The organism is Burkholderia sp. HI4860, from assembly GCF_002223045.2.
Taxonomy (GTDB): domain Bacteria; phylum Pseudomonadota; class Gammaproteobacteria; order Burkholderiales; family Burkholderiaceae; genus Burkholderia.
Genome location: NZ_NKFO02000003.1, coordinates 899021 through 919789 on the forward strand (window position 1 = coordinate 899021; position 20769 = coordinate 919789).

Here is a 20769-nt window from a genome sequence, read left to right on the forward strand (position 1 = left end):
CCATTGGCCGCCGTCCATCGATCGCCCCTGCGGGCCACGCATCAATAATCCTGACGCTCGCGCTCGATGCGCATGCCTCCGTCGTGGCGCGCATGCGCACCGTCGTCGGTCGAACGCTCGCGCATGATCCGCATCACGTCCGGATTGGTTCGCACGCGTCGCATCACGTTCGCGAGATGCACGCGGTCGCTGACCTGGATCACGAAGCGCAGCACCGTCGACTCGTGCGTCAGATCCTCGTCCATCGCGATATGCACGATGTTCGCGTCGGCCGACGTGATGTCCGCCGCCACGCGCGCAAAGATGCCCTTCGTGTTCTTCACGAGCGCCTTCACCGCGACATCGAACAGGCGGCCCGGCTGCGGCGCCCATTCGACGTCGATCCAGCGGCCCGGATCACGGCGATGGATACGCTGCGCCACGCGGCAATCGGTCGTATGAATCGCCATCCCCAGGCCGATGCCGATGTAGCCCATGATCGCGTCGCCGGGAATCGGCCGGCAGCATGCGGACAACTGCACGGACATCCCTTCAGTGCCGGTAATCACGACCGGCGGCGCGTGGTGCGCGGGATGCCGCTCGGACTTCGGCAGATCGTCGTCCGCATCGCGGCCGCTCATCAGCACCTCGATGCGCTTGGCCATCACCGCGGCCACGCGGCGGCCGAGGCCGATGTCCGCGAAGATTTCCTGACGGCTCTTGTTGCCCGTCCACTGCACGAGCTTCTCCCACACTTCCGGCTCGACATCGGCCAACGCAAGACCGTAGCCCTTCAGGCTCTGGTCGACCAGCCGCTCGCCCAGCTGCACCGACTCGTTCAGGCGCATCGTCTTCAGGTAGTGCCGGATCGCCGAGCGCGCCTTGCCGGTACGCACGAAGCCGAGCCACGCAGGGTTCGGCTTCGAATACGGCGCCGTGATCACCTCGACGATGTCGCCGCTCTTCAGCTCGGTGCGCAACGGCAGCAACTCGTTGTTGATCTTCACGGCCACGCACTGGTTGCCGAGATCGCTGTGGATCGAATACGCGAAATCGAGTGCCGTCGCGCCGCGCGGCAGCGCCATGATCTTCGACTTCGGCGTGAACACGTAGACCGCATCCGGGAACAGGTCGATCTTTACGTGCTCGAGGAATTCGCTCGAATCGCCGGCCTCGCTCTGGATGTCGAGCAGCGACTTCAGCCACTGGTGCGCGCGTTTCTGCACGTCGCTGAGATCCGCGCTGCCGTTCTTGTACAGCCAGTGCGCGGCGACCCCCGCCTCGGCGATCTCGTGCATCTTGCGCGTGCGCACCTGGAACTCGATCGGCGCGCCGAACGGGCCGACCAGCGTGGTGTGCAGCGACTGATAGCCGTTGATCTTCGGGATCGCGATGTAGTCCTTGAACTTGCCGGGTACGGGCTTGTACAGCGCGTGCAGCGCGCCGATGCACGTGTAGCAGTCGAGCGGGCTGTCGACGACGACGCGAAAGCCGTACACGTCGAGCACCTGCGAGAACGACAGCTGCTTGTCGCGCATCTTGCGGTACACGCTGTAGATGGTCTTTTCGCGGCCGGTGATCTCGGCGTCGATCTTCGCGTCGGCCATCGCGCGCTGCGCGGCTTCGAGGATCTTGCTGATCACTTCGCGGCGGTTGCCGCGCGCGGCCTTCACGGCCTTCTCGAGCGTCGCGTAGCGATGCGGGTTGAAATTCGCGAAGCTCATGTCCTGCAGCTCGCGATACGTGTTGTTCAACCCGAGGCGGTGCGCGATCGGCGCGTAGATGTCGAGCGTTTCCCGCGCGACGCGGCGGCGCTTTTCCATCGGCACCGCGCCGAGCGTGCGCATGTTGTGCAGACGATCGGCGAGCTTGACGAGAATGACGCGCACGTCGCGTGCCATCGCGAGCAGCATCTTGCGGAAGTTTTCCGCCTGCGCTTCCTCGCGGCTGCGGAATTCCATCTTGTCGAGCTTCGACAGCCCATCGACCAGTTCGGCGACCTTCGGGCCGAACCGTTCGGCCAGCTCGCTCTTGGTCACGCCCTGGTCTTCCATCACGTCATGCAGCAGCGCGGCCATGACGGCCTGCGCGTCGAGCTTCCAGCCGGCGCAGATTTCCGCGACGGCGACGGGATGGGTGATGTAGGGTTCGCCGCTCTGGCGATATTGACCGAGGTGGGCTTCGTCGCTGAAATGGAACGCCGCCTTGACCTCTTTGATTTCTTCCGGAGGAAGATACTCGGCAAGCACGGCCGTCAGTTTCGCGATCGAAACGACGCCGTGCTTGCGGGGCTGCTCCGGTGTGGCGGTCGGCCCGAACAGATGCCGGAAGGACTGTTCGAGGACCGCGTCGATGTACTGGCGCGCAGGCGACTGGGCCGTGGCTTCGGTGGTCGAATCCGCGGAGGCGGACGATGGGGTGGTGCTCATATTCGCCTCCAGGTCGAGTCGTTGCGCGCGTGGATTACATGGCTGGAACGGGCCGGATGCGCGTTACACCGGCACCTTCTTCAGCATCTCGACGCCGACCTGGCCGGCAGCGATTTCGCGCAGCGCGACGACGGTCGGCTTGTCGCGGCTTTCGATCTTCGGCGTATGGCCTTGCGCGAGCTGCCGCGCGCGATAGGTGGCGGCGAGCGCCAGTTCGAAGCGATTCGGGATTTGCTTCAGGCAGTCTTCGACGGTAATGCGAGCCATGTTGGTAATTCCTTCTGAATATAGTCCTTATTCTACCTTATGTCCCTCGTCCCCCGCGTCATTCCGCGTGGGGCAGATGGATGCCGAGCTCGATGAACAGCTCCGTGTGTCGCGCGTACTGCGAAGCAAAGCGCAGGCGCGTGGCCGCGACGATGCATTCGAGCTCCGCGAGCGCACGCTCGAAGTTCTCGTTGATCACCACGTATTCCGCTTCGGACGCGTGCGCGATCTCGCTGCCGGCGGCAAGCAGGCGGCGCGTGATCACGTTCGGCTCGTCCTGGCCGCGCTTCTTCAGGCGCTCCTCGAGCGCGTCGAGCGACGGCGGCAGGATGAAGATGCCCACCGCGTTGCGGAACTGCTTCTTCACCTGCAGCGCGCCCTGCCAGTCGATCTCGAGCAGCACGTCGTGGCCGTTCTTCATCTGCTCTTCGATCCAGACGCGCGACGTGCCGTAGTAGTTGCCGTGCACTTCCGCGCTCTCGAGGAATTCGTGCGCCGCGTGACGCGCGCGGAAATCCTCGACCGTCGTGAAGTGATAGTGCTGCCCGTCCTGTTCGCCCGGGCGCGGCTTGCGCGTCGTGTACGAGATCGACAGGCAGATGTCGCTGTCCTTCGACAGCAGCGCATTCACGAGCGTCGACTTGCCGGCGCCCGACGGCGCGACGACCATGAACAGGTTGCCGGGATAGACGCCGCCGTGCAGCGAATGCGACGCGTGCGCGTCGCGGGTTGATTCCGTCATGTTGCTTTACTCCAGGTTTTGCACTTGCTCGCGCATCTGCTCGATCAACAGCTTGAGCGCCATCGACGCGTCGGCGAGTTCCTTCGCCGCCGCCTTCGAGCCGAGCGTGTTCGCTTCGCGATTCAGTTCCTGCATCATGAAGTCGAGACGCTTGCCGACGCGGCCGCCCTTCTCGATCACATGGCGCGTTTCGTTCAGGTGCGCGGTGAGTCGCGACAACTCTTCCGCGATGTCGATCCGGATCCCGTACATCGTCACTTCCTGACGAATGCGCTCCGCGGCTTCCTCCCGCGTGACGATCGTCGAGCTGCCTTCGGGCGCCGCGATGCCGAGCGCCTCCTGCAGCCGTTCGACGATCTTCTGCTGGTGCTTCGCGATCAGCTCCGGCACGAGCGGCGTGATGCGCGCGACGATCGCTTCCATCTCGGTGACGTTCGACAGCAGCATCGTCGCCAGTTGCGCGCCTTCGCGCGAACGCACGACGACGAGCTCGCCGATCGCTTCCTTGCCGCACGCGAGCACCGCCTCGCGGATCGCGTCAGCCGACACGCCGCTCTCGGCGATCACGCCGGGCCAGCGCAGGATCTCGCCCGCGCGCAGGCGGCCGACGCCCGGGAACGCGTCGAGCACCGAGCGCTCGAGCTCGGCGAGCTGGCCGAGCGCGGACTGGTTCAGCGCGCCCGCGCCGATGCTCTGCTCGCCGCGCTGCAGGTTGATACGGATGTCGACCTTGCCGCGCGACAGCTTGTTCATCAGCATTTCGCGCAGCGCGGGTTCGCACGCGCGCACGTCGTCCGGCATCCGGAAATTCAGGTCGAGAAAGCGCGAATTCACGGTGCGCAGTTCGACCGACACGCTGGTGCCGCCGTTGCCGGTGGCCGTCGCGAGTTCGCGCGTTGCGCTCGCGTAGCCCGTCATGCTGTAGATCATGGTTCGTCTCGCCGTCTGGGTGCCCTCGCGGGCGGGGATATGTCGAGGCGCCCGGCGCATCGGAAAGCGCGGGGCGGGAAGCGCGCATTATCCCATTTTTGCGGACCACCCCGCCGGGCACGCCCGCCGTTCGGCGCTAAAATCGGGGTTTCCTCTCGTTCCGCGATTCCCACATGACGTCCTCCGTTTCCCGCCCGAGCGGCCGCCGCGCCGACGCACTGCGCAAGGTCGCCCTTACGCGCCACTACACGAAACATGCCGAAGGCTCGGTGCTGGTCGAATTCGGCGACACCAAGGTGCTCTGCACCGCGAGCGTCTCCGAACGCGTGCCCGACTTCCTGCGCGACCGCGGGCAAGGCTGGCTGACCGCCGAATACGGGATGCTGCCGCGCGCGACGCATACGCGCAGCGACCGCGAAGCCGCCCGCGGCAAGCAGACCGGCCGCACGCAGGAAATTCAGCGCCTGATCGGCCGCGCGCTGCGCGCGGTGTTCGACCTCGAAGCGCTCGGCCCGCGCACGATCCACATCGACTGCGACGTGATCCAGGCCGACGGCGGCACGCGTACGGCGAGCATCACCGGCGCGTTCGTCGCCGCGCACGACGCCGTGTCGAAGCTGATCGCGGCCGGCAAGCTCACGCGCTCGCCGATCACCGACCACGTCGCCGCGATCTCGGTCGGCGTGTACCAGGGCGCGCCCGTGCTCGATCTCGATTACGCGGAAGATTCGCAGTGCGACACCGACATGAACGTCGTGATGACGGGCGCCGGCGGTTTCGTCGAAGTCCAGGGCACGGCCGAAGGCGTGCCGTTCTCGCGCGCCGAGATGAACGCGCTGCTCGACCTCGCGCAAGGCGGGATCGCCGAGCTCGTGCAGCTTCAGAAAGACGTGCTGGGCGCCTGACATGCCGGACGACCACACCACCGCGCCGCTGTCGCGCATCGTTCTCGCGTCGAACAACGCCGGCAAGCTGCGCGAATTCACCGCGCTGTTCTCGACGGTCGGCATCGAGATCGTCCCGCAGGGCGACCTTGCGGTGCCGGAAGCGGAGGAGCCGTTCGGCACCTTCATCGAGAATGCGCTGACGAAGGCACGCCACGCGTCGCGGCTCACCGGGCTGCCGGCGATCGCCGACGATTCGGGCCTGTGCGTGCGCGTGCTGCGCGGCGCGCCGGGCGTCTATTCGGCACGCTACGCGCAGCGCGCGGGCCGCGACAAGGGCGACGCGGCGAACAACGCGTATCTCGTCGAGCAGCTGCGCGGCGTCGACGACCGGCGCGCATACTATTGCTGCGTGCTCGCGCTCGTGCGCCATGCGGACGACCCCGAACCGCTGTTCGCCGAAGGACGCTGGGCCGGCGAAATCGTCGACACGCCGCGCGGCGAGCACGGATTCGGCTACGACCCGTATTTCTACCTGCCGTCGCTCGGCGCGACGGCCGCCGAACTCGAACCGGCCGTGAAGAACACGCACAGCCATCGCGCGTTGGCGCTGAAGGCGCTGCTGGCGCGGCTCGCGGAGGAAGCATGAGTACGCCCGATACCCGTTCGCCAGCGGAGGTCGCATGAGCCAGGCCGCCGAAACCGGCGCGCGCGTCGTCGCGACCTTCACGTCGCCCGGCCAGGTGCGGCTCACGTCGCTGCCGCCGCTCGCGCTGTACGTGCATTTCCCGTGGTGCGTGCGCAAGTGCCCGTATTGCGATTTCAATTCGCACGAGTGGAAGGGCGAACGGTTTCCGGAAACCGAATATCTCGACGCGCTGCGCGCCGATCTCGAGCAGGCGCTGCCGCTCGTGTGGGGCCGCCAGGTGCATACGGTATTCATCGGCGGCGGCACGCCGAGCCTGCTGTCGGCGGCCGGCCTCGACCGGATGCTGTCCGACGTGCGTGCGCTGCTGCCGCTCGACGCCGATGCCGAGATCACGCTCGAGGCGAATCCGGGTACGTTCGAGGCCGCGAAGTTCGCGCAGTTCCGCGCAAGTGGCGTGAATCGCCTGTCGGTCGGCATCCAGAGCTTCAACGAAACGCACCTGAAGGCGCTCGGCCGGATTCACGACACCACGCAGGCACGCGCCGCGGTCGAGATCGCCGCGAAGAACTTCGACAACTTCAACCTCGACCTGATGTTCGCGCTGCCGAACCAGACGCTCGACGAATGCCGTACCGACATCGAGACCGCGCTGTCGTACGCGCCGCCGCATCTGTCGCTGTATCACCTGACGCTCGAGCCGAATACGCTGTTTGCGAAGTTCCCGCCGGTCGTGCCCGACGACGACGCGTCGGCCGACATGCAGGAATGGATTCACGCGCGCACGGCCGAGGCCGGTTACGGACGCTATGAAGTGTCCGCGTATGCGAAGCCGAATCATCAGTGCAAGCACAACCTGAACTACTGGCGCTTCGGCGACTATCTCGGGATCGGTGCGGGCGCACACACGAAGCTGTCGTTCCCGAACCGGATCCTGCGGCAGGCACGCTACAAGCATCCGGCGACCTTCATCGAGCAGGCGATGGCCGGCACGGCCGTGCAGGAAGAGCGTGAAGTCGGCGCGCGCGACCTGCCGTTCGAGTTCATGCTGAACACGCTGCGGCTCGTCGAGGGCTTCCCCGTGCACAGCTTCGCCGAACGCACGGGCCTGCCGATGAGCACGATCGAGCCGGCGCTGCAGGAAGCGGAACGGCGCGGGCTGATCGCGCGCGATTTCGCGCAGATCGCGCCGACGCCGCTGGGCCAGCGTTTTCTCAACGACCTGCAGGAATTGTTCCTGCGCGACGATTGAACGGATGAACCACGCGGCATTTCGGTTACAATGCCGCCTCGTGTGGAAGCGTGGCCGAGCGGTTTAAGGCACCGGTCTTGAAAACCGGCGACGGGAAACTGTCCGTGAGTTCGAATCTCACCGCTTCCGCCAGGAAGTTCGCCAAACCCCGTCCATTCACCGAATGACGGGGTTTTTTGTTGGTCCGCGCGCCCCTCCCTCACGTTCCGACGCGTCACGCCGGATGCCGTTACAATCCGGCGCTCCGATTCGCGAAACGGGAAACCCACGTCATGAAGCCCTTCATCGTCTCGTCGCTCGCTGCCCTGCTGGTTGCCGTCGGCACGCCGGCGACGGCCGACACTGCCGCCGGCAGCGACGCGCAAGCGTCGTGCGCGATCGCCTACGTGACGGGCGTCGGCGGCTCGCCGCGCGGCCTGAGCGAATACCTCGCGAGCCCGTCGCCCTACAACTACGTGAAGGACAACGACCTCCAGTGCAAGGTGGGCGACGACGGACGCACGTCGAACTGCACCGGCGTGACCTATCTCCGGAACGAGCAGGTCAGCGTGTACGACGATTCCGATCCGGCGACGCTGACCGTCGTGGCGCGCGTGGAGCTCGACCACGGCCAGAAATACCCGGTGATCATCGTCGTGCAGCGCAAGGACGCGCGCTGCAAGCAATGATGCAGCGCGGCGCGCGAACCCGTCCGCTGAAACGGCACGGGCGTTCGCGCCGGGCCTCGCGCGCCACCTGAGCGACGGGCACCGGCAGCGGCCCGCCATCGCATTGCATCGCACCGCGCCGGAAGCCCCCTCCCGGCCGGCCGCTCGATCACCTAGAATTCGATCAACACGGCGACACGACCGCCGCCGCGTACTCGATGCCGCGCGCGCCACCCCTGCGTGCGGTACACGGAGATCACCATGACCGAACTGTCGACACCGGCGGAACACGTCGATTACGAAGGCTTCGAGGTCCATGTCGTGCCGGCCGTCGTGCCCGGCAGCGACACGCGCTACACCTACACCGGTTACGTGTGCCATCCGGGCGCGAATCCTGCCTTGCCCGGCCACGCGGTGCCCTTCCATGCGGACGGCGAGGAAAGCTTCGCGAGCCTCGATGATGCCGTCCACGAAGCCGTGCACGTCGGCAAGAGCATCATCGACGGCACGCACCCCGACCTGTCGATCCTGTCGCTCGTCACGCACGGCTTCTGAACCGGGCCGCACGCATCGCCGACGATGGCGCGGGCGCGCTCGTGGTGCTGCCTGCGACGACCCGCTCCACTTGCGCCGGCCACTCGCCACGCGCCTGCGTGCCACTCGCGTTCCTCGCGTTTCTTTCAACCATGCAACACGCACGCCGGGATGCAAACGTGCGGCAGCCACGCGAGCGCGCTGTCATATGTCACGTCACACCGCGCTGCGCGAGCGCACGCCTTCGCGTCATCGGCGATCGCAACATCCGGCATCGCCCCTTATGCGTTTCTCCCGATATCGGCCCGCGTCCGTGCGCCTATCATTTTTTTATAGTCACTTCCGGCTAGCCTCCCATGCGCCCTCTTCCCCGTTTGCATGTCGACCGGCTGCGTGCAGTTGCGCTGGCCGTCGTCGCCATGCTCGCGGCGTGCACGATCACGCCGCCTCCGTCGCTGCACTCGATCCTGACGATTCCGTCGATCACCCGCAGCGGCAGCCTCGACCAGTACCGCGTCGAAGTCGCGCAGCGCGTCGCCGAACGCAATCCGTCCGGCATGCTGCACGGCGTACCCCAGGCCATGCTCCGCTCGCTCGTCGTCGTGGCCTTCACCGTCGATGGCAGCGGCCGGCTCGTCAACGCGTCCGTCTATCGCAGCAACGGCGACAGCGAAGCGGAAGCACTCGCGCTCGCGTCGCTGCGCCGCTCGGCGCCGCTGCCGCCGCCACCGTCACGACTGCTCGACGGCAACGGCCGGCTCGAATTGATGGAAGGCTGGCTCTTCAACGACGACGGCCACTTCCAGTTGCAAAGCACCGCGTCGGCGCAGGCGCAATCGATCGACTGAGCGGCGGCCGCCCCGCGATTGCCCGTGCGCGGCGGCGCTGGCTATAATTTTCCGCAATCGCGCGGTCATCACGCCGCGCGCGCGTTCGCGCGCCCCACCCGGCATGCGAGCCGACCACGCCGGCACCGGGCGGCGGCGACATACCCGTCTCCCTCGTCGACCGGCGGGTGACGTCCGCGCCACGGCGCGCGTCCACGCCGCCACCGCATCATCCGCTCGGCTGTCCCCGGCAGGCATCCGCCTGCCCGGCCGCACGCCCAGCCGACCGCCCCAACGACAAAACGGAGACATCCATGTCCGCATCCCCCCCGACCGTTGCACACGCAACCGGTTCGGCCGGCGCCGTCAGCCATCGGCGCATCGTGTTCGCCAGCTTCATCGGCACCGCGATCGAGTTCTACGATTTCTACGTGTATGCGACGGCCGCCGCGCTCGTCATCGGCCCCGTGTTCTTCCCGCACGGGTCCGCGACCGCACAGGCGCTGTCCGCCTTCGTCACGTTCGGCATCGCGTTCATCGCTCGCCCGATCGGCTCGTTCCTGTTCGGGCACTTCGGCGACCGCATCGGCCGCAAGTCGACGCTCGTCGCATCGCTGCTCGTGATGGGCGTATCCACCACCGCCATCGGCTTCGTGCCCGGCTACGACGCGATCGGCGCGCTCGCGCCGGTGCTGCTGTGCGTGCTGCGCTTCGGCCAGGGGATCGGCCTCGGCGGCGAATGGGGCGGCGCCGCGCTGCTCGCGACCGAGCACGCGCCGCAGGGCAAGCGCGGCTGGTTCGGGATGTTCCCGCAGCTCGGGCCATCGGTCGGCTTCCTGATGTCGAACGGGCTGTTCTTCGCGCTCGCGCTGTCGCTGTCGGACGAGCAGTTCCGCAGCTGGGGCTGGCGCATCCCGTTCCTGGTCAGTGCGGTGCTCGTCGCGCTCGGCCTGTACGTGCGGCTCAAGATCACCGAAACACCAGCATTCCAGGCCGCGCTCGATCGCAACGAGCGCGTGCGCGTGCCGGTCGCGACGCTGATCACGCAACACTGGCGGCCGACGCTGCTCGGTGCGCTCGCGATGGTCGTCTGCTACACGCTGTTCTACATCTCGACGGTGTTCTCGCTGTCCTACGGCGTGTCGGCGCTGCATATTCCGCGCCAGAGTTTCCTCGGCCTGCTGTGTTTCGCGGTCGTGTTCATGGGACTCGCGACGCCGCTGTCCGCGTGGGCATCGGACCGCTTCGGCCGCAAGCCGGTGCTCGTCGCGGGCGCGATCGCCGCGCTGCTGTCGGGTTTCGCGATGGAGCCGCTGCTCGGCAGCGGCTCGATGCCGCTCGTCGCGCTGTTCCTGACGATCGAGCTGTTCCTGATGGGCGTGACGTTCGCGCCGATGGGCGCGCTGCTGCCGGAGCTGTTCCCGACCAACGTCCGCTACACGGGCGCGGGCGTCGCGTACAACCTCGGCGGGATCCTCGGCGCGTCGATCGCGCCGTATATCGCGCAACTGCTGGCGGCGCGCGGCGGGCTGTCGTGGGTCGGCGGTTATGTGTCGGTTGCGGCGGCCATCAGCCTGATCGGCGTGCTGCTGATGCGCGAGACGCGCGACGCATCGCTCGTCTGAGACTCCGGGGCGACCCGGGTTGTGCGCAGGCCGGCGCTGCCTATACTCGATCCCGGGGGCGCCGCTGCGCGCCCCCGGGATCCCGCCCCGAAGGAGCCGCCGCCATGAACATCCGCCTCGGCAATGCCGATCTCGTCCTGATCCTCGCACTCGCGCTGGGTGGCGCGATCCTGCTCGCGATGCGCTTCCGGCCGCAGACCTGGCGCGGCCTCGTGTTCGAGGCGCTGCTGGCGAATCTGGCGGCCGTCGCCGCCGTCCTCACGGTCGAGGCGCTGCTCGCCTGAACCGCTTCGCCCCACCCCCTCGTCAGGCGGTCAGCCGCGCGCGCAGCGCGCCGTAGGCCGGGCTGACCGTATCGATCGCGTCCAGCGCCTCGTCGACCGACGGCACCGTACCCGGCTCGCCGATCGACAGTGCACTCGGCGCGCCGCCGATGCCGCAATGATGGCGCGACGTCGCGACGAAAATCATCACGGTCGGCCGCTGCAGCGCGTGCGCCATGTGTACGAACCCCGTATCGACCCCCACCACGAGCGCAGCCCGGCCAAGCGCCGCACCGAGCTCGCGCACCGTCATCGCGGGCAGCACGACCGAACCCGGCGCGCGTGCGGCGATGTCCTGCGCATCGCCATGCTCGGCAGGCGATCCCCACGGCAACAGCACGCGTACGCCGCGCGCCATCATCTGCGTGGCGAGCGCGGCCCAGTGGTCGGCCGGCCATTTCTTGTCGGGGTTGGACGTCGCATGGAACAGCAGCATGAATGGGGCGCCATCGGTCACGGCGGCCGGCAGGTTCACGTTCCGCGGCGGGACGATGCCGTACGTGGCGATACCCTCGGGCACGTAGCCAAGCGCCTCGCCCGCGCTCACGCGCATCCCGTGCCACGCGTCGCAGTCCGGCCGCGGGCCGAAACGATGCGAATACGCGAAGCGTGCGCCCGTTTCGCCGAGATCCTGCGTCTGGTAGCCGACGCGGCGCGCGGCGCGCGCAAGCGCCGAAATGATCGCGCTCTTGTAGACGCCGTGCAGATCGATCACCGCATCGTAGCGGTGCGCCCGCAGCGCGCCGATCGACGCCGTGATCGCCTTCAGGTCGCCACGATTGCGCATCTTCTTGAAACGGCGCAGCGGCGCGCCCAGGACACGGCTGACGCCCGGATGCCAGCGCACGACCTCCGCGCACGATTCATCCACTGCCCAGTCGACCGTTACGCCGGGAAAGGCGCGATGCAGATCCGCGACGACGGGTAGCGTCTGGACAACGTCGCCAAGCGACGTCACTTTCACGATGAGGATACGTTTCACGATGTGTGGAATAAGCCAGTCAATTTGGCGTGCTCACGATGGTTACATGCGCAGACATTACGTGAAATTACTTTTGCAACAAAATGCATCTCCTTTCAGGAACATTCTCGCTCCCCGCCCGCATCCGGATCTTTTTATAATTCGATCTTTGCCTGCCTGCCGGCCCGCGCCGATGCCACGCCCCGCTCTTCCCGCCCTGTTTCCCGCCCTCACCCGTCGTTCGCTGAGGATCTGGCGCCAGTACGGCGTTTTCTGGCTCGGTGCGATCGTCGTCGGCCTCGCGGCCGTACTTTACGCGCGTCTGATCGACTGGGGTTACGAAACCTTCCGCACGATGCGCGATCACGCCGCGTGGCTGCCGCTGCTGCTGACGCCGACCATCGCCGCGCTGTCGGTATGGATCACGCGCCGCTTCTTCCGCGGCGCCGAGGGCAGCGGCATCCCGCAGGTGATCGCGACGCTGCATGCGCGCCCGAGCGCGTTCGGCTCCCGGCTGCTGACGCTGCGCATCCTGTTCGGCAAAGTGCTGGTGTCGTTCCTCGGCATCCTGGGCGGCTTCACGATCGGTCGCGAAGGGCCGACCGTGCAGGTCGGCGCGGCGCTGATGTTCAACCTGCGACGCTTCTACCCGCGCTCGAACGCGCAGATCGAACGCCAGCTGGTGCTCGCCGGTGCGGCGGCCGGGCTGTCGGCCGCGTTCAATACGCCGCTCGCGGGAATCGTGTTCGCGATCGAGGAACTGACGCGCAGCTTCTCCGCGCGTGCGAGCGGCGTGCTGATCACCGCGATCATCCTCGCCGGCGTCGTCGCGCTCGGCCTGAACGGCAACTACACGTATTTCGGCACGATCGATGCCGGCCCCCATTTCCCGAAACTGCTCGCGCTCGCCGTGCTGGTCACCGCGATCGTCACGGGGATCGCAGGCGGCGTGTTCTGCTGGCTGCTGCTCAACACGGGACGCTGGCTGCCCGCGCAGCTGCTGGGCCTGTATCGCGAGCGGCCGATCACGTTCGCCGCACTGTGCGGCTTCGCGATCGCCGTCGTCGGCCTCGTATCGGGCGGCACGACCTTCGGCAGCGGCTATGCCGAGGCGCGCGGCCTGCTCGACGGCAGTCAGCACCTGTCGGTGTTCTATCCGTTCCTGAAGATGATTTCGATGGTGGCGTCGTACCTGCCGGGCATCCCGGGCGGGATCTTCGCGCCGTCGCTGTCGATCGGCGCCGGGTTCGGCAACCTGTTGCATATCGTGTTCAGCAACATGAGCCTGCCGATGCTGATCGCGCTCGCGATGGTCGGCTACATGGCGGCCGTCACGCAGTCGCCGATCACGTCGTTCGTGATCGTGATGGAAATGATCAACGGTCACGCGCTCGTGATTTCGCTGATGGCCACTGCGCTGGTGTCGAGCCGCGTGTCGCGCTTCTTCGCGCCGCCGCTCTACGAAACGCTCGCGCTGCGCTATCTCGCGCCGCCCGTCACAGCCGCCGAACCGGCTGCGGCAACCGCGGCGAGCGCGACGGCGGCAACCGGCATCACCGAGCCGCAGGATGCGGCCGCGGCGCCCGCCGATCCGCTCGACACGCTGCGCGACGAAGGCGACACGGGCGACGAAGCGTCCCCCGCCACCGCGCCGGCCGAGGACGCAGCACATGCCCCGGCGCCGCACGACGACGAGCCGGCCGCAGCCGGGACGCACGACCCGGCACAGCCGGGCCCGCGCGACGCTCAATAGATCACGACGGGCGCCGGTCGGTAGTACACGGGCCGCGCCGGCACGACGATACATCCGGCCAGCGTGATCGCGACGAGCGCGATGGCGATTGCGGTTCTTTTCATCGCCCGCCTCCATCATGCCCAGTGACCACGGGTCCAGAACCAGTTCGGACCGCGCTGGTCCCAGTGGCCCGGCACCCATTGCATGCCGACGCGCTCGGCTTCCCAGTGGCCGCCGATCCACACGTAACGGCCATGCTCCCAATGCCAGTGCCCGCGATCCCACACGTAGCCCACGCGCGAAGCCGGCACGACCTCGTAGCGCACCGGCGGCGGTGCGTTCGGCGCGACGATCACGACTTCCTCGGTGCGCACGGGGACCGGCTCGGCGACGACCATGCGGCCCTGCGGCACGATCACGGGGGTGCCGACGAGAATCTCGTCCGCATGCGCGGCAAGCGGCGCGACGACGGCTGACAGGCTCGCGGCAAGCAAGGCGAGCGAAACGATACGACGTTGAACGGTAGAGACGGCCATCACAACCTCCTGGTTGAACAAGTTACGCGAGCGTATTCGTTCAATGCGGGAGGGGCGCTAACGGCCGACAGACGCCGTGTTACGGCATGCCCGAAAGTGCAACAGGGCGTAAGACGCGCACGGCGGCAAGTGCCGCCGTGCGGAGGGATACCTGCAACGGTCAGGCTTGCGGGATCTCGATCTTCACTTCGAGGACTTCGAGATCGTCCTGGCGCTCGAGGCTCACGCGGATGTCATCGTCCGAAATATGGACGTACTTCGAGATGACCGCGACGAGCTCCTTCTGCAGCGCCGGCAGGTAATCGGCCGGCGGCCGGCCGCCGACGCGCTCGTGCGCGATGATGAGCTGCAGGCGCTCCTTCGCGACCGATGCGGACTTTTTCTTCTCGCCGAGGAGAAACGAAAGGATGGACATGGGCGGCCTCCGTTACTTGCTGCCGAAGAGGCGCTGCAGCAGGCCCGGCTTCTGGTAATCGGTGAAGCGCAGCGGCTTGTCTTCGCCGAGGAAACGCGCGACGACGTCCTTGTACGCTTCCGCCACGTCGGTACCGTCGATATGCACGGCCGGCAGACCCTGGTTCGATGCATGCAGCACGGCTTCCGACTCGGGCACCACGCCGATCAGCTTGATGCGCAGGATCTCGCTGATGTCCTCGAGCGACAGCATCTCGCCTTCGCTGACGCGCTTCGGGCTGTAGCGCGTGATCAGCAGGTGTTCCTTGATCGGATCCTTGCCTTCGGTCGCGCGCTTCGTCTTCGACGACAGGATGCCGAGAATGCGATCCGAGTCACGCACCGACGACACTTCCGGGTTCGTGACGATCAGCGCTTCGTCCGCGAAGTACATCGCGTGCAGTGCGCCCGCCTCGATACCGGCCGGCGAATCGCAGACGATGTATTCGAAGTCCATCGCGACCAGGTCGTTCAGCACCTTCTCGACGCCGTCACGCGTGAGCGCATCCTTGTCGCGCGTCTGCGACGCCGGCAGGATGAACAGGTTCTCGCACTTCTTGTCCTTGATCAGCGCCTGGTTCAGGTTCGCTTCGCCCTGGATCACGTTCACGAGGTCGTACACCACGCGGCGCTCGCAGCCCATGATGAGATCGAGGTTGCGCAGGCCGACGTCGAAGTCGATCACGGCCGTCTTGTGGCCGCGCAGCGCGAGACCGGACGCAAAGCTCGCGCTGGTCGTCGTCTTGCCCACGCCGCCCTTGCCCGAGGTCACCACGATGATTTTTGCCATTTACCCAATACCCTGTGTTCGTCAATGAGAGCCGATCGATCCGGAGCGCACCGCGTGTGTTACGTCAGGCGCAGCGGTTCAATCATCAGTTTTTCCTCTTCGAGCCGGATCTGCACCGATTTGCCCAGTACTTCGGCGGGCAACGGGTTCTCGGTTGTTCGATAGATACCCGCGATCGAAATCAGTTCCGGTTCGAGACACGTGCAGAAAATGCGCGCGTCGTGATTGCCGTGCACGCCCGCGAGTGCGCGGCCGCGCAACGGCGCGTAGATGTGGATGTTGCCTTCCGCGATGATCTCCGCGCCGTGACTGACCGGCGCGAGCACCACGAGGTCTCCTTTCGCGTAAATCTGCTGCCCCGAACGCAACGGCCGGTCGATCACGAGCGTCTGGCCACCGGCCTGCACGGGCGTCGGCACGGGCTCCGACGGCTGTTCGGGCGCCGCTGCGGCTGCCGCAGCGGTGGCGGGCGCGACGGCTGGCACTGCCGCCGGTTCCGCTTCGTCGGCAGGTTTCGCGGCCGGCGCGCGGCGATCGCGCGCCTCCAGCAACGGCAGGCCGGCTTCCCCCGCCCAGCCCTGCGTTGCCAGTGCGACGACGCCCACCGGACGCATCCGCACGTCGTTCAGCATCTGGCGGATGTCCGCGAGCGCGACGCGCTCGCCGTCAGCCAGGCGGCGGACGTCGATCGCGACGACATCGTCGGCGAAAAACTCGGGAGTCGCTTCGAAGCGCTTGACCAGTTCGGTACGCAACGCATCGAGATCGGTCGTCTTCACGGTGAACAGCAACGTATCGACCGATCCGCTGCGCAGCTCGAAGAATGGCGATTTTTTAAGCGACATGGACACTCTGCAAAAATTTTTTGCGTATTTTACAGGCGTCCACGCGCGCGGCCATTATTTTTGGGGAACCGGGTGGCGACAGCCCGGGCGGGCGCGCAACCGGCAGGCGGGCAGGCAAGCGGGCGACCCGATCCTCATCGCGCCGTGCGGCCCGCGTTCCGACGTCACGTCAGTGCTTCACCTGCGATACGTACAGCGATTTCATCGCGCCGGGCATCCGTGCGATCGGCGCGTGTTCGCCGGTATTGCCGAACCCCGCCCGCTCGTAGAAGCGGATCGCGTTGCGGTTCGCATCGGCAATCCACGCATAGACGTCCTGGGCGCCGCGCTCGGCGAGCCAGGCGGTGGCCGTCTCCAGCAGCAGCACGCCGCCGCGCAGATGACGCACCGCGTGCGCCACCCACAGCTCGCTGACGAACGCGCGCCGATCGGGCGTATTGTCGAAATACGCGCCGATCATGCCGGCCGGATGGCCTTCGGTATACAGCAGGAAAGTCGTCGACTCGTCGGACACGGCGCGCTGCGCGGCAATCGCCGACGCCGCGTCCGTTTCGACGTTCAGCAATTCGGCCTCCGGCGCTTCGCCGGGCGCGTAGGGCTCGCGCAGCGATGCGGCGCGGAGTTCGCGATACACGCCGCCCTGGTCGGCAACGATACGACGAACGGTCAAGGTCGAACTCATGCAGGCACAGCCCCCTTCGGACAGCAAGCTACTAGCTTCAACCGAAAGCGGGGCATGAGTCAAATCGTTATTTTCAAATGACAGCGCGAATCGAAAGGCAGCACGCACCGCCCGCGGCCGGTGGGCCCGTTCATGTGCAGGTGCAGCATCGCCGTGCCGATGCGTGCGGCCGAAAGACGGTTGCGGCGGCCTCGTCCGACGCATGGCACCCCGTCGCCTTGCGACATCGGGCAGTCGCCCGTCGGGCCCCGCGGATTTCAGCACGGATATCGTAATGATCCGTAAGATTGGCGCCCGGAAAATCGGTATCACGGGTACCTGCTGCCATCCGCATATTGCATCGCAACATTTGTTGCGAGCCAGTCACGCCGCCATCCGCACGCGTCATGACACGCCATCCGTCTGACAAACCGGTCGCCCGTACGGGTCGAACCAGCGTTCCCCGCATGTTTCAATCAGCGTGCGCGGGCCCTTCCCTGCCTGCGCCGCACACGCCCGTCCGTTTGGAGCCGCGCGCCTAGTGCCGGAGTTTGGCAAGCGTGCGCGTGGGTCGTATAACAGGCAGAACCGGGTGACGATCCGGCTCGCCGCGCGTGCTTCGCGGACCAACGAGAATTCGAACAACCGTACAGGCGGCCGCCCTCGGGCCGGCCGGCAGGAGGGAGACAATGGCAATGACCCACGGATCGGCCTCGGGCTGGTCGGATGGCAAGCGTTACCTGTGGCTGCTCGGCGCGCTGACGATCACGTTGCCGATCCTCGCCGCCCAGCTCGCGCTGTCGACGGGCCTGCATGTGTTCTGGTGGTTCGGCCCGCTGTTCGCGTTCGGCGTGATCCCGATCCTCGACACGCTGATCGGCGACGATCGCGACAACCCGCCCGAGGACGTCGTGCCGCACCTCGAACGGGAGCGTTACTACCGGTTGATCGTCTATCTCGCGACGCTCGTCGAATACGTCGCGTTCTTCGCGTGCGTCTGGATCGTCGGCACGCATGCGCTCGCCTGGTACGACTACGTCGGCTTCGCGCTGTCGCTCGGCGCCGCGACGGGCATCTCGATCAATACCGCGCACGAACTCGGGCACAAGACCAACCGCTTCGAGCGCTGGCTCGCGAAGATCACGCTCGCGCCGGTCGCATACGGCCACTTCTATGTCGAGCACAACCGCGGACACCACGTGCGCGTCGCGACGGCGGAGGACCCGGCGAGCGCGCGCTACGGCGAATCGTTCTGGGCCTTCCTGCCGCGCACCGTGACCGGCAGCATCCGCTCGGCGTGGCGACTCGAGAAGGCGCGCCTCGAACGGCTCGGGCATTCGCCGTGGACCTGGCGCAACGAGGTGCTGCACGCGTGGGCGATGACCGTCGTCGTGTGGGGCATCGCGATCGCGATGGCCGGCAAGGTCGTGATTCCGTTCCTCGTGATCCAGGCCGTCTACGGCGCGTCGCTGCTGGAAGTCGTGAACTACGTCGAGCATTACGGGCTCGGCCGCCGCAAGCTGCCGAACGGCCGCTACGAACGCTGCTCGCCGCAGCATTCGTGGAACAGCAATCACGTCGTCACCAACCTGTTCCTGTACCAGTTGCAGCGGCACGCCGACCATCATGCGAATCCGACGCGCTCGTACCAGGCGCTGCGCCACTTCGACGATGCGCCGCAACTGCCGGCCGGCTACGCGACGATGATCCTGTTCGCGTACGTGCCGCCGCTCTGGTATCGCGTGATGAATCCGCGCGTCGTCGCGCACTATGGCGGCAACATGGCGCAGTCGAACATCAAGCCGTCGATCCGCGCCCGGGTGCTCGCGCAATATCCGGCCGCGGCGTGACCGCGAGGGACGGGCCGCGGTCGATCGGCGCAGATGCGTCGCGGAAAGCCGACGCTGCGGCGGCCCCGGGTCCACCGAAGTCTGGCGCGACGGACACCGCCGTCACGCCATTTCCGGCAGCCTGAACACGGCCACCGCATGCCGCAGCGCGCTCGCCTGCTCGGCCAGCGCCTGCGTCGCGGCCGAAGCCTGCTCGACGAGCGCCGCATTGCGCTGCGTCGCTTCGTCCATCTGCGTCACCGCGATGTTCACCTGCTGGATGCCGCCGCTCTGCTCCTGCGACGCGGACGAGATCTCGCCGACGATCGTCGTGACGCGCTGCACCGCGCCGACGATCTCGTGAATCGATTCGCCCGCTCGACCGATCAGCACGGCGCCCTCGTCGACCCGCCTCGTCGACTGCTCGATGAGCCCCTTGATCTCCTTCGCCGCGGCGGCGCTGCGCTGCGCGAGCGTGCGCACTTCCGCCGCGACGACCGCGAAGCCGCGCCCCTGTTCGCCCGCGCGAGCCGCCTCGACCGCTGCGTTCAGCGCGAGGATGTTGGTCTGGAACGCGATGCCGTCGATTACCGCGATGATCTCGCCGACCTTGGCGGAGCTGTCGGCGATGCCGTTCATCGTGCCGACGGCATCGGTCATCACGCCGCCGCCCGCCGCCGCGATGTTCGACGCGTCGTGCGCCAGCTGCGCCGCGTGCTGCGCGTGCTCGGCCGACTGGCGGACGATGCCGGTGAGTTCGGTCATGCTGGCGGCCGTCTCCTCGAGCGACGCGGCCTGCGCCTCGGTCCGCGCCGACAGGTCGTGATTGCCCGACGCGATCTGTGCACTCGCCGTCGCGACGGCTTCGGCGTGCGTACGCACTTCGAGCACGACGCCCGACAGGCTCGCCTGCATCGTCTGCAACGCGCGCAGCAGATCGGCGATTTCGTCGCGGCCGGCCGCGTCGACGTCGCGCGTCAGGTCGCCTTCGGCGACGGCCTGCGCGCACGCCACCGCACGGTCGAGCGGACGCAGGATCGCGCGGCTGAACAGGAACGCGCCCACCATCGCGACGCCGAGCACGACCAGCATCAGCGCGAGGCTCGCGGTCGTGGCGTGCTGCGCATCGCGGCTTGCCTGCGCCGACACCGCGGCGCTCTCGTCGGCGATCGACTTCGCGGCCCGCTCCAGCAGCGCTGCCGGCTCGCGGTCCACGCCCGCCACCGCGGCATCGCCCGCCGACGGCTCGAAGCCGGCCGCCTTGAACGCGTCGAACCCGCGCCGGTAGCCCTCGCCCATCGCCGTGTGCGCGCGCATGAACTGCTCGACGAGCGAGCGGCTCTCGCCGGGCGGCAACTGGTGAACGAGCTGCGCGGCGAGCGCGTCGACCGTCCGCTCGCGCGTCTGGAAAGCCTGCCAATACTTGTCGAGCTTGTCGGGTTGCTTGCCGCGCAACAGCGTGTCCTTCCATTCCTGAACCTGCAGCTTGAACTGCACGAGCGTGGCCGACACGAGCCGTTCGTCGCCGACGTTCGTCTGCACGTCTTCGGCGAACGTATCGATCGACCGATTGAGAATGTGGATACCGTACAGCGCGCCACCGAACATCAGCAGCAGCGCGACGGCGAATGCGAGGGGAATCTTGTAGCTCAGCTTCATGGAACCTTGAATCGACGGGGAACGATGCGATCCGGCACGAGCGCCGGCCGCCGCCCCGTGTTAACGGCGCGGCAAGCGCGGGCTTAAAGCAGAAGAAAGCGGCAAAGGCCGGACGCACGTATCGCGGCCGGCCAGTGCGCTGAGATGCGTGGCGCGCGGCACGATTGTCGCGCCCCTGCGCGGGCCCGCCATCCGGCGGTGCACGACGACGATCG

The 20769-nt window shown here is 67.2% G+C and carries 21 protein-coding genes and 1 tRNA gene; 11 read left to right on the forward strand and 11 right to left on the reverse strand.

Going from position 1 to position 20769, the window contains the following annotated elements; genetic code table 11:
* Positions 1 to 41: 41 nt before the first annotated feature.
* The 4 genes from CFB34_RS19445 to CFB34_RS19460 form a co-directional block, all read right to left on the reverse strand.
* Positions 42 to 2408, reverse strand: a complete 2367-nt coding sequence (locus CFB34_RS19445) for a bifunctional (p)ppGpp synthetase/guanosine-3',5'-bis(diphosphate) 3'-pyrophosphohydrolase (protein ID WP_059529553.1) — start codon at positions 2406 to 2408, stop codon at positions 42 to 44.
* Positions 2409 to 2471: 63 nt separating this feature from the next.
* Entirely contained in the window at positions 2472 to 2675 is a 204-nt protein-coding gene (gene rpoZ / locus CFB34_RS19450) for a DNA-directed RNA polymerase subunit omega (protein WP_006025620.1), read from the reverse strand.
* A 58-nt stretch (positions 2676 to 2733) separates the two neighbouring features.
* On the reverse strand, positions 2734 to 3417 hold the full coding sequence (gmk, locus tag CFB34_RS19455; protein WP_089439459.1) for a guanylate kinase: 684 nt from the start codon (positions 3415 to 3417) through the stop codon (positions 2734 to 2736).
* Between the two features lie 6 nt (positions 3418 to 3423).
* A complete protein-coding gene (locus tag CFB34_RS19460; RefSeq protein ID WP_089439458.1) occupies positions 3424 to 4347 on the reverse strand; it encodes a YicC/YloC family endoribonuclease in 924 nt (307 codons plus the stop codon).
* Positions 4348 to 4520: 173 nt separating this feature from the next.
* Here CFB34_RS19460 and rph point away from each other — a divergent pair, with 173 nt between their 5' ends.
* The 9 genes from rph (at position 4521) to CFB34_RS19505 (ending at position 11046) form a co-directional block, all read left to right on the forward strand.
* A complete protein-coding gene (gene rph / locus CFB34_RS19465; protein ID WP_039343387.1) occupies positions 4521 to 5252 on the forward strand; it encodes a ribonuclease PH in 732 nt (243 codons plus the stop codon).
* A gap of 1 nt (position 5253) precedes the next feature.
* Positions 5254 to 5880 carry an RdgB/HAM1 family non-canonical purine NTP pyrophosphatase gene (gene rdgB / locus CFB34_RS19470; RefSeq protein ID WP_039343391.1) on the forward strand — a complete coding sequence of 209 codons (627 nt, stop codon included), beginning with the start codon at positions 5254 to 5256 and terminating at the stop codon, positions 5878 to 5880.
* A 34-nt stretch (positions 5881 to 5914) separates the two neighbouring features.
* Positions 5915 to 7129, forward strand: a complete 1215-nt coding sequence (gene hemW / locus CFB34_RS19475) for a radical SAM family heme chaperone HemW (protein WP_043181762.1) — start codon at positions 5915 to 5917, stop codon at positions 7127 to 7129.
* Between the two features lie 44 nt (positions 7130 to 7173).
* Positions 7174 to 7261, forward strand: a tRNA-Ser gene (locus CFB34_RS19480).
* Positions 7262 to 7401: 140 nt separating this feature from the next.
* Positions 7402 to 7797: a hypothetical protein gene (locus CFB34_RS19485; RefSeq protein WP_089439457.1), complete on the forward strand. Its 396-nt coding sequence runs from the start codon at positions 7402 to 7404 to the stop codon at positions 7795 to 7797.
* A 240-nt stretch (positions 7798 to 8037) separates the two neighbouring features.
* Positions 8038 to 8331, forward strand: a complete 294-nt coding sequence (locus CFB34_RS19490; RefSeq protein WP_089439456.1) for a hypothetical protein — start codon at positions 8038 to 8040, stop codon at positions 8329 to 8331.
* 335 nt (positions 8332 to 8666) lie between these two features.
* Positions 8667 to 9158 carry an energy transducer TonB gene (locus tag CFB34_RS19495; protein ID WP_089439455.1) on the forward strand — a complete coding sequence of 164 codons (492 nt, stop codon included), beginning with the start codon at positions 8667 to 8669 and terminating at the stop codon, positions 9156 to 9158.
* Positions 9159 to 9451: 293 nt separating this feature from the next.
* Positions 9452 to 10762, forward strand: a complete 1311-nt coding sequence (locus CFB34_RS19500) for an MFS transporter (protein WP_089439454.1) — start codon at positions 9452 to 9454, stop codon at positions 10760 to 10762.
* A gap of 104 nt (positions 10763 to 10866) precedes the next feature.
* On the forward strand, positions 10867 to 11046 hold the full coding sequence (locus CFB34_RS19505) for a hypothetical protein (RefSeq protein WP_089430744.1): 180 nt from the start codon (positions 10867 to 10869) through the stop codon (positions 11044 to 11046).
* A gap of 22 nt (positions 11047 to 11068) precedes the next feature.
* Here the strand turns inward: CFB34_RS19505 and waaC are convergent, their stop codons facing one another.
* Positions 11069 to 12067: a lipopolysaccharide heptosyltransferase I gene (gene waaC, locus CFB34_RS19510; protein ID WP_089439453.1), complete on the reverse strand. Its 999-nt coding sequence runs from the start codon at positions 12065 to 12067 to the stop codon at positions 11069 to 11071.
* A 172-nt stretch (positions 12068 to 12239) separates the two neighbouring features.
* Here waaC and CFB34_RS19515 point away from each other — a divergent pair, with 172 nt between their 5' ends.
* A complete protein-coding gene (locus CFB34_RS19515; RefSeq protein ID WP_089439452.1) occupies positions 12240 to 13799 on the forward strand; it encodes a chloride channel protein in 1560 nt (519 codons plus the stop codon).
* 116 nt (positions 13800 to 13915) lie between these two features.
* Here CFB34_RS19515 and CFB34_RS19520 read toward each other — a convergent pair whose 3' ends face one another.
* From CFB34_RS19520 to CFB34_RS19540, 5 genes are all read right to left on the reverse strand, one after another.
* Positions 13916 to 14317, reverse strand: coding sequence for a YXWGXW repeat-containing protein (locus CFB34_RS19520; protein ID WP_089439451.1), 402 nt, complete (start codon positions 14315 to 14317; stop codon positions 13916 to 13918).
* A 160-nt stretch (positions 14318 to 14477) separates the two neighbouring features.
* A complete protein-coding gene (minE, locus tag CFB34_RS19525) occupies positions 14478 to 14732 on the reverse strand; it encodes a cell division topological specificity factor MinE (protein ID WP_006476634.1) in 255 nt (84 codons plus the stop codon).
* A 12-nt stretch (positions 14733 to 14744) separates the two neighbouring features.
* Positions 14745 to 15560, reverse strand: a complete 816-nt coding sequence (gene minD, locus CFB34_RS19530) for a septum site-determining protein MinD (protein ID WP_046545140.1) — start codon at positions 15558 to 15560, stop codon at positions 14745 to 14747.
* A gap of 59 nt (positions 15561 to 15619) precedes the next feature.
* A complete protein-coding gene (gene minC / locus CFB34_RS19535; RefSeq protein ID WP_089439450.1) occupies positions 15620 to 16405 on the reverse strand; it encodes a septum site-determining protein MinC in 786 nt (261 codons plus the stop codon).
* 169 nt (positions 16406 to 16574) lie between these two features.
* The gene (locus CFB34_RS19540; RefSeq protein WP_027788116.1) at positions 16575 to 17087 is read right to left on the reverse strand and encodes a GNAT family N-acetyltransferase; all 513 of its coding nucleotides are present in this window, start codon (positions 17085 to 17087) and stop codon (positions 16575 to 16577) included.
* 668 nt (positions 17088 to 17755) lie between these two features.
* On the opposite strand from CFB34_RS19540, the gene CFB34_RS19545 reads away from it, so the two are divergent.
* Complete coding sequence (locus tag CFB34_RS19545; RefSeq protein ID WP_089439449.1) at positions 17756 to 18916, forward strand: alkane 1-monooxygenase; 1161 nt, start codon at positions 17756 to 17758, stop codon at positions 18914 to 18916.
* Positions 18917 to 19018: 102 nt separating this feature from the next.
* Here CFB34_RS19545 and CFB34_RS19550 read toward each other — a convergent pair whose 3' ends face one another.
* Positions 19019 to 20554 carry a methyl-accepting chemotaxis protein gene (locus CFB34_RS19550; protein WP_089439448.1) on the reverse strand — a complete coding sequence of 512 codons (1536 nt, stop codon included), beginning with the start codon at positions 20552 to 20554 and terminating at the stop codon, positions 19019 to 19021.
* Positions 20555 to 20769 lie beyond the last annotated feature (215 nt).

What these genes read in the sequence shown, in the direction of transcription:
- CFB34_RS19445 (WP_059529553.1), bottom strand. Translation starts at nt 2,408, where the DNA reads ATGAGCACCACCCCATCGTCCGCCTCCGCGGATTCGACCACCGAAGCC.
- rpoZ (WP_006025620.1), bottom strand. Translation starts at nt 2,675, where the DNA reads ATGGCTCGCATTACCGTCGAAGACTGCCTGAAGCAAATCCCGAATCGC.
- gmk (WP_089439459.1), bottom strand. Translation starts at nt 3,417, where the DNA reads ATGACGGAATCAACCCGCGACGCGCACGCGTCGCATTCGCTGCACGGC.
- CFB34_RS19460 (WP_089439458.1), bottom strand. Translation starts at nt 4,347, where the DNA reads ATGATCTACAGCATGACGGGCTACGCGAGCGCAACGCGCGAACTCGCG.
- rph (WP_039343387.1), top strand. Translation starts at nt 4,521, where the DNA reads ATGACGTCCTCCGTTTCCCGCCCGAGCGGCCGCCGCGCCGACGCACTG.
- rdgB (WP_039343391.1), top strand. Translation starts at nt 5,254, where the DNA reads ATGCCGGACGACCACACCACCGCGCCGCTGTCGCGCATCGTTCTCGCG.
- hemW (WP_043181762.1), top strand. Translation starts at nt 5,915, where the DNA reads ATGAGCCAGGCCGCCGAAACCGGCGCGCGCGTCGTCGCGACCTTCACG.
- CFB34_RS19485 (WP_089439457.1), top strand. Translation starts at nt 7,402, where the DNA reads ATGAAGCCCTTCATCGTCTCGTCGCTCGCTGCCCTGCTGGTTGCCGTC.
- CFB34_RS19490 (WP_089439456.1), top strand. Translation starts at nt 8,038, where the DNA reads ATGACCGAACTGTCGACACCGGCGGAACACGTCGATTACGAAGGCTTC.
- CFB34_RS19495 (WP_089439455.1), top strand. Translation starts at nt 8,667, where the DNA reads ATGCGCCCTCTTCCCCGTTTGCATGTCGACCGGCTGCGTGCAGTTGCG.
- CFB34_RS19500 (WP_089439454.1), top strand. Translation starts at nt 9,452, where the DNA reads ATGTCCGCATCCCCCCCGACCGTTGCACACGCAACCGGTTCGGCCGGC.
- CFB34_RS19505 (WP_089430744.1), top strand. Translation starts at nt 10,867, where the DNA reads ATGAACATCCGCCTCGGCAATGCCGATCTCGTCCTGATCCTCGCACTC.
- CFB34_RS19515 (WP_089439452.1), top strand. Translation starts at nt 12,240, where the DNA reads ATGCCACGCCCCGCTCTTCCCGCCCTGTTTCCCGCCCTCACCCGTCGT.
- CFB34_RS19520 (WP_089439451.1), bottom strand. Translation starts at nt 14,317, where the DNA reads ATGGCCGTCTCTACCGTTCAACGTCGTATCGTTTCGCTCGCCTTGCTT.
- minE (WP_006476634.1), bottom strand. Translation starts at nt 14,732, where the DNA reads ATGTCCATCCTTTCGTTTCTCCTCGGCGAGAAGAAAAAGTCCGCATCG.
- minD (WP_046545140.1), bottom strand. Translation starts at nt 15,560, where the DNA reads ATGGCAAAAATCATCGTGGTGACCTCGGGCAAGGGCGGCGTGGGCAAG.
- minC (WP_089439450.1), bottom strand. Translation starts at nt 16,405, where the DNA reads ATGTCGCTTAAAAAATCGCCATTCTTCGAGCTGCGCAGCGGATCGGTC.
- CFB34_RS19540 (WP_027788116.1), bottom strand. Translation starts at nt 17,087, where the DNA reads ATGAGTTCGACCTTGACCGTTCGTCGTATCGTTGCCGACCAGGGCGGC.
- CFB34_RS19545 (WP_089439449.1), top strand. Translation starts at nt 17,756, where the DNA reads ATGGCAATGACCCACGGATCGGCCTCGGGCTGGTCGGATGGCAAGCGT.
- CFB34_RS19550 (WP_089439448.1), bottom strand. Translation starts at nt 20,554, where the DNA reads ATGAAGCTGAGCTACAAGATTCCCCTCGCATTCGCCGTCGCGCTGCTG.